This is a genomic window from Enterobacter sp. ODB01 (assembly GCF_001623605.1).
Classification (GTDB): Bacteria; Pseudomonadota; Gammaproteobacteria; order Enterobacterales; family Enterobacteriaceae; genus Enterobacter; species Enterobacter kobei.
Window position 1 is genome coordinate 610,309 of sequence record NZ_CP015227.1, and the last position, 13,641, is coordinate 623,949.

14 protein-coding genes, 1 tRNA gene and 1 pseudogene are annotated in these 13,641 nt (G+C 53.3%); 4 read left to right on the forward strand and 12 right to left on the reverse strand.

What is annotated here, in order from left to right:
- Positions 1 to 13: 13 nt before the first annotated feature.
- The 4 genes and pseudogenes from arsD to actS form a co-directional block, all read right to left on the reverse strand.
- Positions 14 to 376, reverse strand: a pseudogene (gene arsD, locus A4308_RS02895) (arsenite efflux transporter metallochaperone ArsD).
- Positions 377 to 425: 49 nt separating this feature from the next.
- Complete coding sequence (arsR, locus tag A4308_RS02900; RefSeq protein WP_014885112.1) at positions 426 to 776, reverse strand: As(III)-sensing metalloregulatory transcriptional repressor ArsR; 351 nt, start codon at positions 774 to 776, stop codon at positions 426 to 428.
- Positions 777 to 1,509: 733 nt separating this feature from the next.
- A tRNA-Gly gene (locus tag A4308_RS02905) sits at positions 1,510 to 1,583 on the reverse strand.
- 80 nt (positions 1,584 to 1,663) lie between these two features.
- Entirely contained in the window at positions 1,664 to 2,407 is a 744-nt protein-coding gene (actS, locus tag A4308_RS02910; RefSeq protein WP_041163068.1) for an amidase activator ActS, read from the reverse strand.
- A 164-nt stretch (positions 2,408 to 2,571) separates the two neighbouring features.
- Here actS and idi point away from each other — a divergent pair, with 164 nt between their 5' ends.
- The gene (idi, locus tag A4308_RS02915) at positions 2,572 to 3,114 is read left to right on the forward strand and encodes an isopentenyl-diphosphate Delta-isomerase (RefSeq protein ID WP_014885129.1); all 543 of its coding nucleotides are present in this window, start codon (positions 2,572 to 2,574) and stop codon (positions 3,112 to 3,114) included.
- 38 nt (positions 3,115 to 3,152) lie between these two features.
- Here the strand turns inward: idi and lysS are convergent, their stop codons facing one another.
- The 5 genes from lysS to xerD form a co-directional block, all read right to left on the reverse strand.
- On the reverse strand, positions 3,153 to 4,670 hold the full coding sequence (gene lysS, locus A4308_RS02920; RefSeq protein WP_014885130.1) for a lysine--tRNA ligase: 1,518 nt from the start codon (positions 4,668 to 4,670) through the stop codon (positions 3,153 to 3,155).
- Between the two features lie 9 nt (positions 4,671 to 4,679).
- Positions 4,680 to 5,778, reverse strand: a protein-coding gene (gene prfB / locus A4308_RS02925; RefSeq protein ID WP_096059326.1) for a peptide chain release factor 2 whose coding sequence is annotated in 2 segments (ribosomal slippage) — positions 4,680 to 5,702 and positions 5,704 to 5,778 — 1,098 coding nt in all. Because the reading frame shifts where the segments join, the coding sequence is not laid out codon by codon here.
- A 90-nt stretch (positions 5,779 to 5,868) separates the two neighbouring features.
- On the reverse strand, positions 5,869 to 7,602 hold the full coding sequence (gene recJ, locus A4308_RS02930; RefSeq protein WP_032635612.1) for a single-stranded-DNA-specific exonuclease RecJ: 1,734 nt from the start codon (positions 7,600 to 7,602) through the stop codon (positions 5,869 to 5,871).
- A 5-nt stretch (positions 7,603 to 7,607) separates the two neighbouring features.
- Entirely contained in the window at positions 7,608 to 8,321 is a 714-nt protein-coding gene (gene dsbC, locus A4308_RS02935) for a bifunctional protein-disulfide isomerase/oxidoreductase DsbC (protein WP_045134112.1), read from the reverse strand.
- A gap of 28 nt (positions 8,322 to 8,349) precedes the next feature.
- A complete protein-coding gene (xerD, locus tag A4308_RS02940) occupies positions 8,350 to 9,246 on the reverse strand; it encodes a site-specific tyrosine recombinase XerD (protein ID WP_014885134.1) in 897 nt (298 codons plus the stop codon).
- A 101-nt stretch (positions 9,247 to 9,347) separates the two neighbouring features.
- On the opposite strand from xerD, the gene fldB reads away from it, so the two are divergent.
- A complete protein-coding gene (fldB, locus tag A4308_RS02945) occupies positions 9,348 to 9,869 on the forward strand; it encodes a flavodoxin FldB (protein ID WP_014885135.1) in 522 nt (173 codons plus the stop codon).
- Between the two features lie 5 nt (positions 9,870 to 9,874).
- On the opposite strand, the gene A4308_RS02950 is transcribed toward fldB, so the two are convergent.
- Positions 9,875 to 10,285, reverse strand: coding sequence for a protein YgfX (locus tag A4308_RS02950; RefSeq protein WP_014885136.1), 411 nt, complete (start codon positions 10,283 to 10,285; stop codon positions 9,875 to 9,877).
- The gene (sdhE, locus tag A4308_RS02955; protein ID WP_010435322.1) at positions 10,266 to 10,532 is read right to left on the reverse strand and encodes an FAD assembly factor SdhE; all 267 of its coding nucleotides are present in this window, start codon (positions 10,530 to 10,532) and stop codon (positions 10,266 to 10,268) included. The genes A4308_RS02950 and sdhE overlap by 20 nt, the downstream gene beginning before the upstream one ends.
- Before the next feature lie 294 nt (positions 10,533 to 10,826).
- On the opposite strand from sdhE, the gene ygfZ reads away from it, so the two are divergent.
- Positions 10,827 to 11,807 (forward strand): tRNA-modifying protein YgfZ, encoded by a 981-nt coding sequence (ygfZ, locus tag A4308_RS02960; RefSeq protein WP_014885137.1) that lies wholly within the window; start codon positions 10,827 to 10,829, stop codon positions 11,805 to 11,807.
- An 84-nt stretch (positions 11,808 to 11,891) separates the two neighbouring features.
- Here ygfZ and trhA read toward each other — a convergent pair whose 3' ends face one another.
- Positions 11,892 to 12,551: a PAQR family membrane homeostasis protein TrhA gene (trhA, locus tag A4308_RS02965; RefSeq protein ID WP_023331242.1), complete on the reverse strand. Its 660-nt coding sequence runs from the start codon at positions 12,549 to 12,551 to the stop codon at positions 11,892 to 11,894.
- A 265-nt stretch (positions 12,552 to 12,816) separates the two neighbouring features.
- Here trhA and A4308_RS02970 point away from each other — a divergent pair, with 265 nt between their 5' ends.
- Complete coding sequence (locus A4308_RS02970; protein ID WP_014885139.1) at positions 12,817 to 13,548, forward strand: MurR/RpiR family transcriptional regulator; 732 nt, start codon at positions 12,817 to 12,819, stop codon at positions 13,546 to 13,548.
- Positions 13,549 to 13,641: the final 93 nt, after the last annotated feature.

Below are 13,641 nucleotides of genomic sequence, written 5' to 3' on the forward strand. Positions count from 1 at the left end.
CCTCCCGACATACTTAGCAACAGGAAGTCTTCCCACCACAGCAGCCGGTGGGCGCCAGGCCCACTTTTTCCAGCGGGATCCCAAACCAGCGAGCCAGCTCAGCGCGTTTTGGATATCGCCCGGCCATTACCGTTTCACCGTCCAGCAACAGTAGCGGAAGCCCTTCTGCTCCCGAGGCTTCAAGGAAGGCTTTCGCTTTTTCGTTCTGAACGAAGCTCATGGGCTGCTGCGCCAGGTTGTAACGTTCCACCTATACGCCGCGTCCTTTCAACCACTGCACATCCGCAGAAAAATCAACCAGAACCTGATCGACATCTGAACCACATACGCCGGTACTGCAGCACAATGCCGGGTCAAACACCGTTAACGTTTTCATTCTGAACACCTCACATTTGAAAAATCATATATGTTCAGGCAAATTTTTTTTAGAGACAAATAGCCTTACCGCTACCAGAGCAATTTGCCGTTGCCAGCTTACGGGCGATGGCCTGTACGTCGTCCTGCTGGCTTAACCAGGCTTGCTCAATCACCTGAGCAGCCCATGACGGAATATGCGGGGAAAGACGATAGTGAACCCACTTGCCCTGCTTACGATCCTGCAATAGCCCACTTTCCCGTAGCATTGCCAGATGACGGGAGATCTTGGGCTGCGACTGATCCAGCGCCGTGCAGAGATCGCATACGCACAACTCTCCCATCTCTCTGAGCAGCAGTACGATGCCCAGACGGGTTTCATCGGAGAGGTATTTGAAGAGTTGTAAGGATGTTAGTGACATCAAACCTCCTGAGTATTTACCAACAGGATACTCGGCATGAACGAAAACTCAATACACATTCGGAAAAACACATATGTTTTTAATGATGGGTTTGAATCGCGACGGATGCTTTATGCCTTATAAGAAGAATGAGACTATTAGCACTACTAATACCCGATTAAAATTAGTGACTTGCCCCATCCGATCTCACCAGTAATAATACCGCCCAGAAACGTTACCAGGATAATAATCACTCACCAAAACAAAATGAAAATCTTTTTAGAAATAGTGGCGCTGTCAGTGCTATGGCTCGTCATCGGCTGGATCTTCTGTCGTGCATGGATGCGAGGCTGCAACGGGGAAGATAAATGATCAGATTGTCGCTTGAGGAAGTATTAGAAGGACTTGAACGTCATAGCTTTATCTTTGAAGACGAACAACAGCATTCTCTGATCGTATTTATACTGACCTGCATTTACGCCCAGGCGTCACAGGGTACAGGAGGCCAGCCAGATCACTGGAATGGCTAATTACCGCACCAGGGAGTACAGTCCTTTATTTTCCGGGATAAGAAATATCAGCAGTGACTAAATGCGTCTCTGATTTATCAGTTTGGATGTGATACGCAAAATTATACCGCTCCCCAGATGTAAACTTATTACTGATCCCATAAACCAGCAAAAAAAAATAATCAGCTAAAACAGAAGCTTGTTGTTCAAGGTAAAGGGAAGAGGTTACAAGGCTTTTAAAGGAGTGGAGCGGGCGAAGGGAATCGAACCCTCGTATAGAGCTTGGGAAGCTCTCGTTCTACCATTGAACTACGCCCGCTTTGAGGTGCGTAAGGCATTATAGACCTTACGCCTCTTCATACAAGCCTCTTCACCACTAAGTGGCGATAAAATAATCACTTAGCACTTCGGTTTGCTGCCGGGTGCCGGAAGATAACGCTGCGGATCGATGGCCGTCGCCTTATAACGAATCTGGAAGTGCAGCTTCACCGAATCCGTTCCCGTGCTGCCCATGGTGGCAATCTTCTGCCCTGCTTTGACGTTTTGCCCGTTATTGACCAGCATCGTGTCGTTGTGCGCATAGGCCGTGATGTAGTCTTCGCCATGCTTAATCATGATCAGGTTACCGTAGCCGCGTAGCTGGTTACCGACATAAACCACCTTACCTGCGCCTGAGGCATAAACCGGCGTACCGCGTGCAGCGGCGATATCAATGCCTTTGTTACCCCCTTCAGACAGGGAGTACGGCAGCACCACTTTACCGCTGGCTGGCCAAATCCAGCAGCGTTGACCGACCGGTGGCCAGGAGGACTGCGGCACCGCATAGGATGGCGTCACTTTGGCGGTTTTGCCTTTCGCAGAAGATTTTTTACCCGAGGTCGAACTGCCGCTAACCTTCAGCTTCTGCCCCACTTCGATGGTATACGGTGGAGAGATGTTATTCAGACGCGCCAGATCCTTCACGCTGGTCCCCGTCGCACGCGAAATCCGATACAGCGTGTCACCGCGCTTAACGGTGTAGACCGAACCGGAATAGCTGCCCATATCCGAAGATTTACTCCCCGAACAGCCGGCCAGTAATAATGTCAGCGTCAGGCAAAAAATGGCGATGATGGGGTTTCTCGTCAGGCTTCCTGCAAACAAAACAGATCCTCGGTCAGCGTGAATGGCGCCCTATGATACCAGCCCTGGCAGAAATGGGTCAGCCCTTTTCCGCTCTGTGGGTCAAACCGTTCGTATAAGAATGCCGTATAATACTGCTCTGCTGATGGTGCAGAACCATCCGCATCGTTGGCACTGGAGCACGAATGAGTATTCAAGAACACGTTATTTTGGTAAACGACCAGGGAATGGTGATTGGCACTCAGGAAAAGTACGCCGCACACACCACCCAAACCCCTCTGCATCTGGCCTTCTCCTCCTGGCTGTTTAACGCCGAAGGGGAGTGTCTGGTCACCCGACGCGCGCTAAGCAAAAAAGCCTGGCCGGGTGTCTGGACGAATTCCGTCTGCGGGCACCCTCAAACCGGTGAAAAGACGGAAGAGGCGATTATCCGCCGCTGCCGCTATGAGGTTGGCGCTGAAATCACGGCGATTACCCCCGTGGCCGCCGAGTTTCGCTACCGCGAAACCGATCCTTCCGGGATTGTGGAAAATGAGATTTGCCCGGTATTCGCGGCACGCATTACCAGCGAACTGCGTATTAATCACGAAGAAGTGATGGAATTTGAATGGGTTAAGCTGGAATCGTTGTTCCACGCCCTAAACGCCGCGCCCTGGGGTTTCAGCCCGTGGATGGTGCTGGAAGCAACGGTCGCACGAGACGCTTTGAGAGCGTTTGCCGCGCAATAAAAAAGCCCCTTTCGGGGCTTTTTTTACATCTTAACGCCTTATTTCACCGGACGCATCGCCGGGAACAGGATCACGTCACGGATGGTGTGGCTGTTGGTGAACAGCATGACCATACGGTCGATACCAATACCCAGACCCGCCGTTGGTGGCAGGCCGTGCTCCAGCGCGGTCACGTAGTCTTCGTCGAAGAACATCGCTTCGTCATCGCCCGCTGCTTTCGCATCAACCTGATCCTGGAAGCGCTGCGCCTGATCTTCCGCATCGTTCAGCTCGCTAAAGCCGTTGCCGATTTCACGGCCGCCGATGAAGAATTCGAAACGGTCAGTGATTTCCGGGTTCTCGTCATTACGACGCGCCAGCGGAGACACTTCAGCAGGGTATTCGGTGATGAAGGTCGGCTGAATCAGGTGCGCTTCGGCCACTTCTTCGAAGATCTCGGTCACGATACGGCCCAGACCCCAGCTCTTCTCTACCTTGATACCGATGCTTTCCGCGATCGCTTTCGCAGAGTCGAAGTTATCCAGATCCGCCATGTTGGTTTCAGGACGGTATTTCTTGATTGCTTCGCGCATGGTCAGTTTTTCGAACGGCTTGCCGAAGTCGAACACTTCTTCACCGTAAGGGACCTGGGTGGTGCCCAGAATGTCCTGCGCCAGGGTACGGAACAGGGATTCGGTCAGCTCGATCAGATCTTTATAATCTGCATACGCCATATAGAGTTCCATCATGGTGAACTCTGGGTTATGACGAACGGAGATACCTTCGTTACGGAAGTTACGGTTGATCTCGAATACGCGATCAAAGCCACCTACCACCAGACGCTTCAGGTACAGTTCCGGCGCGATACGCAGGTACATGTCCAGGTCCAGGGCGTTATGATGGGTGATGAATGGACGGGCAGACGCACCGCCTGGAATCACCTGCATCATCGGGGTTTCCACTTCCATAAAGTCGCGGTTCACCATGAACTGGCGAATACCGGCCATGATCTGGGAGCGAATTTTGAAGGTCTTGCGGGATTCATCGTTAGAGATGAGATCCAGATAACGCTGACGATAGCGCGCTTCCTGATCCTGCAGGCCGTGGAATTTGTCCGGCAGCGGACGCAGCGCTTTGGTCAGCAGACGCAGCTCGGTACAGTGGATAGACAGTTCACCGGTTTTGGTTTTGAACAGTTTACCTTTCGCGCCAAGGATATCGCCCAGATCCCACTTCTTGAACTGCTCGTTGTAGATGCCTTCCGGCAGATCGTCACGGGAAACATACAGCTGAATACGGCCACCCACGTCCTGCAAAGTCACGAAGGAGGCTTTACCCATAATACGACGGGTCATCATACGGCCAGCAACGGCCACTTCGATGTTCAGCGCTTCCAGCTCTTCGTTCTCTTTACCGTCGAAGTCAGCGTGCAGTTGGTCTGAGGTGTGGTCACGACGAAAATCGTTCGGGAACGGCACGCCCTGCTCACGCAGCGCTGCCAGCTTCTCGCGGCGGGTTTTCAGTTCGTTGTTAAGATCGACTACCGCGTCAGCGCCCTGTGCTTGTTGTTCAGACATGTTGGTTCCTCATAACCCTGCTTTCAAACTTGCTTCGATAAATTGGTCCAGGCTGCCGTCCAGCACCGCCTGCGTGTTACGGGTTTCAACCCCGGTACGCAGGTCTTTGATGCGGGAGTCATCAAGGACGTAAGAACGGATCTGGCTGCCCCAACCGATGTCGGACTTGTTATCTTCCATCGCCTGTTTCTCAGCATTTTTCTTCTGCATCTCCAGCTCATAAAGCTTCGCTTTCATCTGCTTCATGGCCTGGTCTTTGTTCTTATGCTGGGAACGGTCGTTCTGGCATTGTGTTACCAGCCCGGTTGGAATGTGGGTAATACGCACCGCCGATTCCGTACGGTTAACGTGCTGACCACCCGCACCGGAGGCGCGATAAACGTCAATACGCAGGTCCGCCGGGTTAATTTCGATATCAATATCTTCGTCAACTTCCGGGTAAACAAACGCCGAGCTGAAGGAGGTATGGCGACGGCCACCGGAGTCGAACGGGCTCTTACGCACCAGACGGTGAACGCCGGTCTCGGTACGCAGCCAGCCGTAGGCGTAGTCGCCAATGATCTTGATGGTGACGGATTTAATACCGGCCACTTCACCTTCAGACTCTTCGATGATTTCGGTTTTGAAGCCGCGCGCTTCTGCCCAACGCAGGTACATACGCGTCAGCATGCTGGCCCAGTCCTGCGCTTCGGTACCGCCAGAACCTGCCTGAATATCGAGGTAACAGTCAGCGCTGTCGTATTCGCCGGAGAACATACGACGGAATTCCAGCTGCGCCAGCTTCTCTTCCAGCACGTCGAGTTCTGCCACGGCTTCGTTAAAGGTTTCTTCGTCGTCGGCTTCGACGGCCAGCTCGAGCAAACCGGAAACATCTTCCAGCCCCTGAGCCATTTGATCCAGCGTATCTACGATAGCTTCGAGAGAGGAACGCTCTTTACCCAGCGCCTGTGCGCGTTCAGGTTCGTTCCAGACGTCCGGCTGTTCCAGCTCGGCGTTTACTTCTTCAAGACGCTCTTTCTTGGCATCGTAGTCAAAGATACCCCCTAAGAACGTCAGAGCGCTCCGTGAGGTCCTGAATACGGTTTTTTACCGGATTAATTTCAAACATGGTCTGTTTTCTTTTATGGACTTGTCAAAATGCGGTGATAAGAGCGGGATTGTACCGAATCCACGCCCTTTTTTATAGAGATTACTGCCGCTAAATTGGCCAGATATTGTCGATGATGATCTGAAGGGTGCGGTTTCCGCGAAACTCGTTGATATCCAGTTTGTATGCCAGTTCGACCTCGCGCACGCCGTTGTCCGGCCAGATGGCCGTATCGACGTTGAAGGCGATGCCGTCCAGCAGCGGTCCGCCGCCAACGGGCTCAACCATGACTTTCAGATGACGCTCGCCGACGATACGTTGCTGAAGCAGGCGGAAACGGCCGTCGAACAGCGGTTCAGGGAACATCTGTCCCCACGGACCGGCATCGCGCAGCATCTGCGCCACGTCCATTGTCATCTCATGCGGTGAGAGCTCGCCGTCGGACACCACTTCTCCCTGCAACAAGGCAGGGTCAATCCAGTCGGTGACCAGTTCACCAAATAGCCGCTGAAATTCGTCAAATTTCGCCTCTTCCAGCGACAGACCCGCCGCCATCGCATGGCCGCCAAATTTGATCATCAGGCCCGGGTACAGCGTATCCAGACGCTCCAGTGCATCACGCATGTGAAGACCCTGAATCGAACGGCCAGAGCCTTTCAGCGTGCCGTCACCAGCCGGGGCAAACGCGATCACCGGGCGGTGGAAGCGCTCTTTAATGCGCGAGGCCAGAATGCCAACCACACCCTGATGCCACTCAGGATGATACATCGCCAGCCCGCCCGGCAGCGTTTCACCGCTGCGTTCGAGTTTTTCGCAAAGGGTCAGCGCTTCGGCCTGCATTCCCTGCTCTATCTCTTTACGGGTCTGGTTCAACGCGTCGAGCTCATTGGCCAGGACGCGCGCTTCGCCGATGTTATCGCACAGCAGCAGCGCCACACCGACGGACATATCGTCCAGCCTTCCGGCAGCGTTCAGACGCGGCCCGAGGGCAAAACCCAAATCACTTGCCGCCAGCTTGAGCGGATCGCGGTTGGCAATTTCCAGCAGCGCCTTAATCCCCGGACGGCACTTGCCCGCGCGAATGCGGCTTAAGCCCTGCCAGGTCAAAATACGGTTATTGGTATCGAGCGGCACGACATCCGCGACGGTACCCAGCGCCACCAGGTCGAGATATTCGGCCAGGTTTGGTATGGCGATACCGCGTGATTCGAACCAGCCCTTATCACGAAGCAGGGTCCGCAGCGCCAGCATCAGATAAAACGCTACCCCCACACCGGCGAGAGATTTTGACGGGAAATCGCAGTCGCGCAGGTTGGGATTGATGATCGCTTCAGCGTCCGGCAATGTTTCACCCGGCAAGTGGTGATCGGTGACCAACACCGGGATCCCCAGCGCGTGCGCATGATCGACACCTGCATGGGAAGAGATCCCGTTATCAACGGTCATGATCATCTGTGCCCCGCGGGCGTGAGCCTGATCGACCACTTCCGGGCTGAGGCCGTAACCGTCTTCAAAGCGGTTCGGCACAAGGTAAGTGACGTTATCGCAGCCCAGCGCGCGCAGACTCAATACGCTCAAGGCCGTACTGGTTGCGCCATCTGCATCGAAATCCCCTACCACCACAATACGCGTTCCCTCACGGAGCGCGTTGTAGAGCATTTCGATGGCTTTTTCGATGCCGTTGAGCTGCTGCCAGGGCAGCATCCCTTTGACGCTGCGTTCAAGATCCTCAGCACTGCGCACGCCGCGGCTGGCGTAGAGACGCTTCAGCAGGGGCGGGAGATCGTCTGGCAAATCAACCGGTTCAACCGCCTCGCGGCGGCGCAATTTTATCGGGGCTTTCACGCGGATTATTTACCACCAAACTGTTTCTGGTGCGCGTCGAGGAACTCTTTCATCTCTTTTGGTCCCTGGTAACCCGGCACAACATAGCCATTGCTCAGGACAATCGCTGGCGTACCGCTTACGCCGAACTGCACGCCCAGCGCGTAGTGGTTAGCAATATCGATATCGCAGGACGCAGACTTAACCTCTTTACCGCTCATCGCATCGTCAAACGCTTTGTTGCGATCTTTCGCACACCAAATCGCTTTCATGTCTTGCTCTGGCTGGCTCTGCACGCCTGCACGCGGGAAGGCCAGGTAACGCACGGTAATGCCCAGCGCGTTATAGTCTTTCATCTGCTCATGGAGCTTGTGGCAGTAGCCACAGGTGATGTCGGTGAAGACGGTAATCACATGTTTTTCCTGCGCCGCTTTATAGACGATCATCTCTTTTTCGAGCGCATTCAGGTTTTTCATCAGCAGCTGGTTGGTGACATTGACCGGCTGCGCGCCGCTCACGTCATACATTGGCCCCTGAATAATATGTTTGCCGTCTTCGGTGACATACAGCACGCCGCTGTTAGTCAGTACCGTTTTCATCCCGGCAACCGGTGCAGACTGGATGTCGCTGCTGGTAACGCCCAGTTTAGCCAGTGACTGTTTAATAGCGGCGTCATCCGCATGGGCGAACCCGGTAAAAGAGGCTGCCAGCAGGGTGAACAGCGCGAAAGACTTTTTCATAGTTGATCCCGTTACAATTTGTCGGCACTCACGCACGAGGGTGGTGCTGTTGGTGTAGCTGCCGCAGGCGTTCCGTCGCGACATGGGTGTAAATTTGCGTCGTAGAAAGATCGCTGTGTCCCAGTAGCATCTGCACCACGCGTAAATCTGCGCCGTGGTTTAACAGATGCGTCGCGAAAGCGTGACGCAATACGTGCGGCGAAAGCTTTTCACTGTCGATACCCGCCAGTGTGGCGTAATGCTTGATGCGATGCCAGAACGTTTGTCGTGTCATCTGCTGTGCGCGCTGGCTCGGAAACAGGACGTCGATAGACACGCCATTGAGCAACCATGGACGGCCATGCTCAAGATACGTTTCCAGCCAGTAAACCGCTTCTTCTCCCAGCGGCACCAGCCTTTCCTTATTTCCTTTACCGATGACGCGCACCACGCCCTGACGCAGGCTGATGTCGCTCATCGTCAGGCCAACCAGTTCAGAGACACGCAAACCGGTAGCATACAATAGCTCAAGCATGGCTTTATCGCGTAACTCCAGCGGCAGGTCAACAGCAGGTGACTGTAATAATCTCTCAACTTGTGCTTCGCTGAGATCTTTCGGCAGCCGCTGCGGGAGTTTAGGGGACGCCAGAAGCGCACTCGGATCGTCTTCCCGAATCTTCTCACGGTAGAGATGCTGGAACAGCCGACGCATCGCGCTGAGCAAGCGTGCAGAACTGGTGGCCTTATAGCCCCCTTCAACCCGTTCCGCGAGCAGCGCCTGAAGGTCGTCGCTTTGCGCACTCGCCAGCGATAATTCGCGACGCGCCAGCCACTCCACCAGCATGGTGAGATCGCGCCGATAGGCACTGAGCGTGTTCTCGGCCAGATTTTTCTCCAGCCACAGCGCATCGAGAAACTGTTCAACGAGTGCGAGATCCTTTTCCACATCGGCCCCTTTGATTCTGCAGTCAGGCCATTATGCCTGATTGCGACCGGTTTCTGGTACACTACGCACAAAGTCAAAGCATGAATTGAGATAGTTACGCGATGAATATTGGTCTTTTCTATGGTTCCAGCACCTGCTACACCGAAATGGCGGCAGAGAAAATTCGCGACATCATTGGCCCCGAACTGGTGACGTTGCATAACCTGAAAGATGACGCGGTCGCGCTGATGGAACAGTACGATGTACTGATCCTCGGTATCCCAACCTGGGATTTTGGTGAGATACAGGAAGACTGGGAAGCCATCTGGGATCAGCTCGATTCAGTCAATCTCGACGGCAAAATTATTGCGATGTACGGCATGGGCGATCAGTTGGGCTACGGCGAATGGTTTCTTGATGCACTTGGCATGCTGCATGACAAACTGGTACCGAAAGGGGCGACGTTTATCGGCTACTGGCCAACCGAAGGATACGAGTTCACCAGTCAAAAACCGATCATTGCCGACGGCCAGCTGTTTGTCGGACTCGCGCTGGATGAAACCAATCAGTACGATCTCAGCGACGAGCGCCTGCAGGCCTGGTGCGAACAGATACTTGGCGAAATGGCAGAAAAATTTAGCTAAGTGGATTACTCCTGCGTCGGCTGTTGCAACAACATCCGGCGCAGATCTCGCCATTCTGAAGCATCCATACTGTCAGCCGCCAGCCACAGGTGCTGGCAACGCCCGCCGTCCACATTGCGTAACCGTAACATCATGCCGGAGTTGAGCATCCATGGCATACCCAGAATATCCCACTCTTTTCCCTGCCAGCGCAGGCGGGAATCCATCAGTAACTTGATCTCACCCTGACGAGCATTAATGCGACGCTGGCTGCGTACGCTGTCAAAAACGACAAACGAAAGTAATAGCAGCCACAGCGGTGTATAGCTCAGGGGCCATGGCATGAGTAACACGATGGCCGCAACCAGGCCGTGGAGCATTAACGACATCCACTGCGAGCGCCACGAGACGCGAAGATCAGATTGCCACAGGACCACGTTCCCGATTCCGTGTTTGAATTAATTGCACCATCCGTTGCAACTCGGTGTCGGCGGGTTTGCCGTGGTTCATCAGCCAGTTGAATAAATCTGGATCGTCAGACTCAAGCAGGCGAACAAACAGCCGCTTATCATCATCGCTTAAGCTGTCATACTCATATTCGAAGAAAGGCATGATGGAAATATCAAGTTCACGCATGCCGCGACGGCATGCCCAGTGAATACGGGCCTTGTTGTTAATATCCATGTTCAGTTTCCTGCATTACGTTTGGCACAGTCGGGCCCCCGTTCAGTGTTCTTTATTTCTCTACGGGGACACCAGCTAGTGTAACGTGTTTTTGACCGTTTCATTACTGGAATATTGCGATCAACGAGCAGGCTTCCAGAATAACCCCTACAAAGACAGCGGATTACACTATTTTGCGTAGCGCTACGCATAACCGGTTTATGGCACAAATGGTCTGCTGAAAGCGCTTGCATTGCCAGCAGGCTCTTTTACCATTAGGCATTATCAAAGCGTTAAGCAATTCAGGATATCGTTATGGCATTTACACCATTTTCTCCTCGCCAGCCCGCCGCCTCTGCGCGTCTGCCGCTGACGCTTATTTCTCTTGATGACTGGGCGCTGGCGACGCTCGCCGGCGCCGACGCCGAAAAATACCTCCAGGGCCAGGTCACCGCCGACGTCAGCCAGATGACCGAACACCAGCACCTGCTGGCGGCGCATTGTGACCCCAAAGGCAAAATGTGGAGCAATCTGCGTCTTTTCCGCCGTCAGGACGGTTTTGCCTTTATTGAACGCCGCAGCCTGCGAGATGCGCAGCTCAAAGAGCTGAAAAAGTATGCAGTCTTTTCCAAAGTCACTATCGTCCCGGACGACGAACATGTTCTGCTGGGCGTGGCGGGCTTCCAGGCACGTGCCGCGCTGAAAAATCTGTTTGCTGAGCTGCCGGATGCAGAAAAACAGGTCGTCAGCGAGGGGGCCACCTCCATCCTGTGGTTTGAACATCCGGCGGAGCGCTTCCTGCTTGTCACGGATGCCGCAACCGCCGAACGCGTCACCGAAGCACTGCGCGGCGAAGCGCAGCTCAACAACAGCCAGCAGTGGCTGGCGCTGAATATTGAAGCCGGTCTGCCGATCATTGACGCCGCCAACAGCGCGCAGTTTATTCCACAGGCCACTAACCTGCAGGCGCTGGGCGGCATCAGCTTTAAAAAAGGCTGTTACACCGGCCAGGAGATGGTGGCGCGTGCAAAATTCCGTGGGGCAAATAAACGTGCACTGTGGACACTGGCAGGTCATGCCAGCCGCGTACCGGAAGCGGGTGAAGATTTAGAGCTGAAAATGGGCGATAACTGGCGCCGTACCGGCACCGTGTTAGCCGCCGTACAGCTGGATGATGGTCGTCTTTTAGTCCAGGCCGTCATGAACAACGACATGGAAGCCGACAGCGTGTTCCGCGTGCGTGATGATGCGAATACGTTGAGTATTGAGCCGTTACCGTATTCGCTGGAAGAGTGATGCTGTATCGCCCGGTGGCGCTGCGCTTACCGGGCCTACCGATCCCGTCGGTCGGGTAAGGCGAAGCCGCCACCCGACAACAAACTACACCTGCCCCACATACAAATAAATTGCCAAAAAATGGCACACGCTGCCGCCCAGTACAAAACCATGCCAGATGGCATGATTGTATGGAATGCGCTTGCAGACGTAGAAAATGACGCCCAGCGAGTACACTACGCCTCCCACTGCCAGCAACGTAACCCCGCCAACCGCCAGCTTAATCGCCAGTTGATACACCACAATCAGCGACAACCACCCCATGGTCAGATAGGTCACCAGTGACAACACTTTAAACCGGTGTGCAATGGTTAGCTTGAAGAGGATCCCCAGCAGCGCCAGACTCCAGATGACAATCATCAGTCCGCGCGACAGCGGCGAGTTGAGCCCCACCAGCAGAAAAGGCGTATAGGTTCCTGCAATAAGCAGATAGATAGCACAGTGGTCAAATTTCTTGAGCCATATCTTGGCCCGTTGATGCGGAATCGCGTGATAGAGCGTCGACGCCAGGAATAACAGGATCATGCTTCCGCCATACAGGCTATAGCTGGTAATCGCCATCGCGCTGGCATTGGTATCAACCGCCTGTACCAGCAATAACACTAAACCGACTATCCCAAACACCAGGCCAATGCCATGGCTGATGCTGTTGGCTACTTCCTCCGCCAGTGAATATCCCTGTGCGATTAATGGTCTGCTCGCCATACAAAACTCCGGGAAACTAAAGATGATTATTCATCGCATGACTATGCTAACTGAGAATGATTCCAGTGAACACCTGTTAGCTAAAATATTTTCCATGTAATTTTTTTACAATAAAAATCAAAAGCATAGATATATTTTTCACCTGACATTTGTTCACATTAAAATTTATGCGTTATGAATCAATAGCATAAAATTAGATCCTGCCGTCTGGCTGCATGTTATGATGGTTAAACGAGGTCTGAATGAGAGTTTTGCCACTGTGAGTATGTTCACCCACTCCGCCATTGCCAGTCTCAATAACCTGGAGATGATGGTCTACAACTATGTCATTAAAAACCGTGACAAAGTGATGTACATGACCATCCGCGAACTGGCGGATGCGGCGGGCGTCTCAACCACCACCATCCTGCGCTTTTGCCGTAAGCTCAACTGTGAAGGGTATTCTGAGTTTCGCGTGCGCTTTAAGCTCTATCTTGAACAGAACGAACCTCAGCAGGCGAATTTCGGCGCCAGCGAAATTATCAGTTTCTTTAAAAGCGTGAATAATGAAGAGTTCGACGCTTTACTGGATGACGCGGTAAATATCATTCTCTCTTCGGAGCGAATTATATTTGTCGGCGCAGGGACATCAGGATCGCTGGCAAAATACGGTGCCCGTTTCTTTTCGAATATCGGAAAATTCAGCAACCATATTGATGACCCTTATTTCCCGGTCACCAATGATATGGCGAAAAATGCACTGGCAATTGTGCTCTCTGTGTCGGGCGAGACCGAGGAGATCCTGCGCTTCGCCAGCCAGTTCAGCCTGCATCACTGCAAGGTTCTCTCCATTACCAGCCATGAACACTCGCGCCTGGCAAAACTGGCGGACTTTAATCTCTCCTGGCACGTTCCCCAGACGCGTATTGCAGGCGTCTACGACATCACCACACAAATCCCCGTTATCTATATTCTGGAATCTCTCGGACGCAAACTGGCGAAGAAACTGGCGGAATAAAACATCCTGTTTTTTTGATGTGACAAATCACAATTTCCGCGAATTGTTATATCGTGACATTCAATTTCGCTTTGCTAGACTCAAAACCAATAC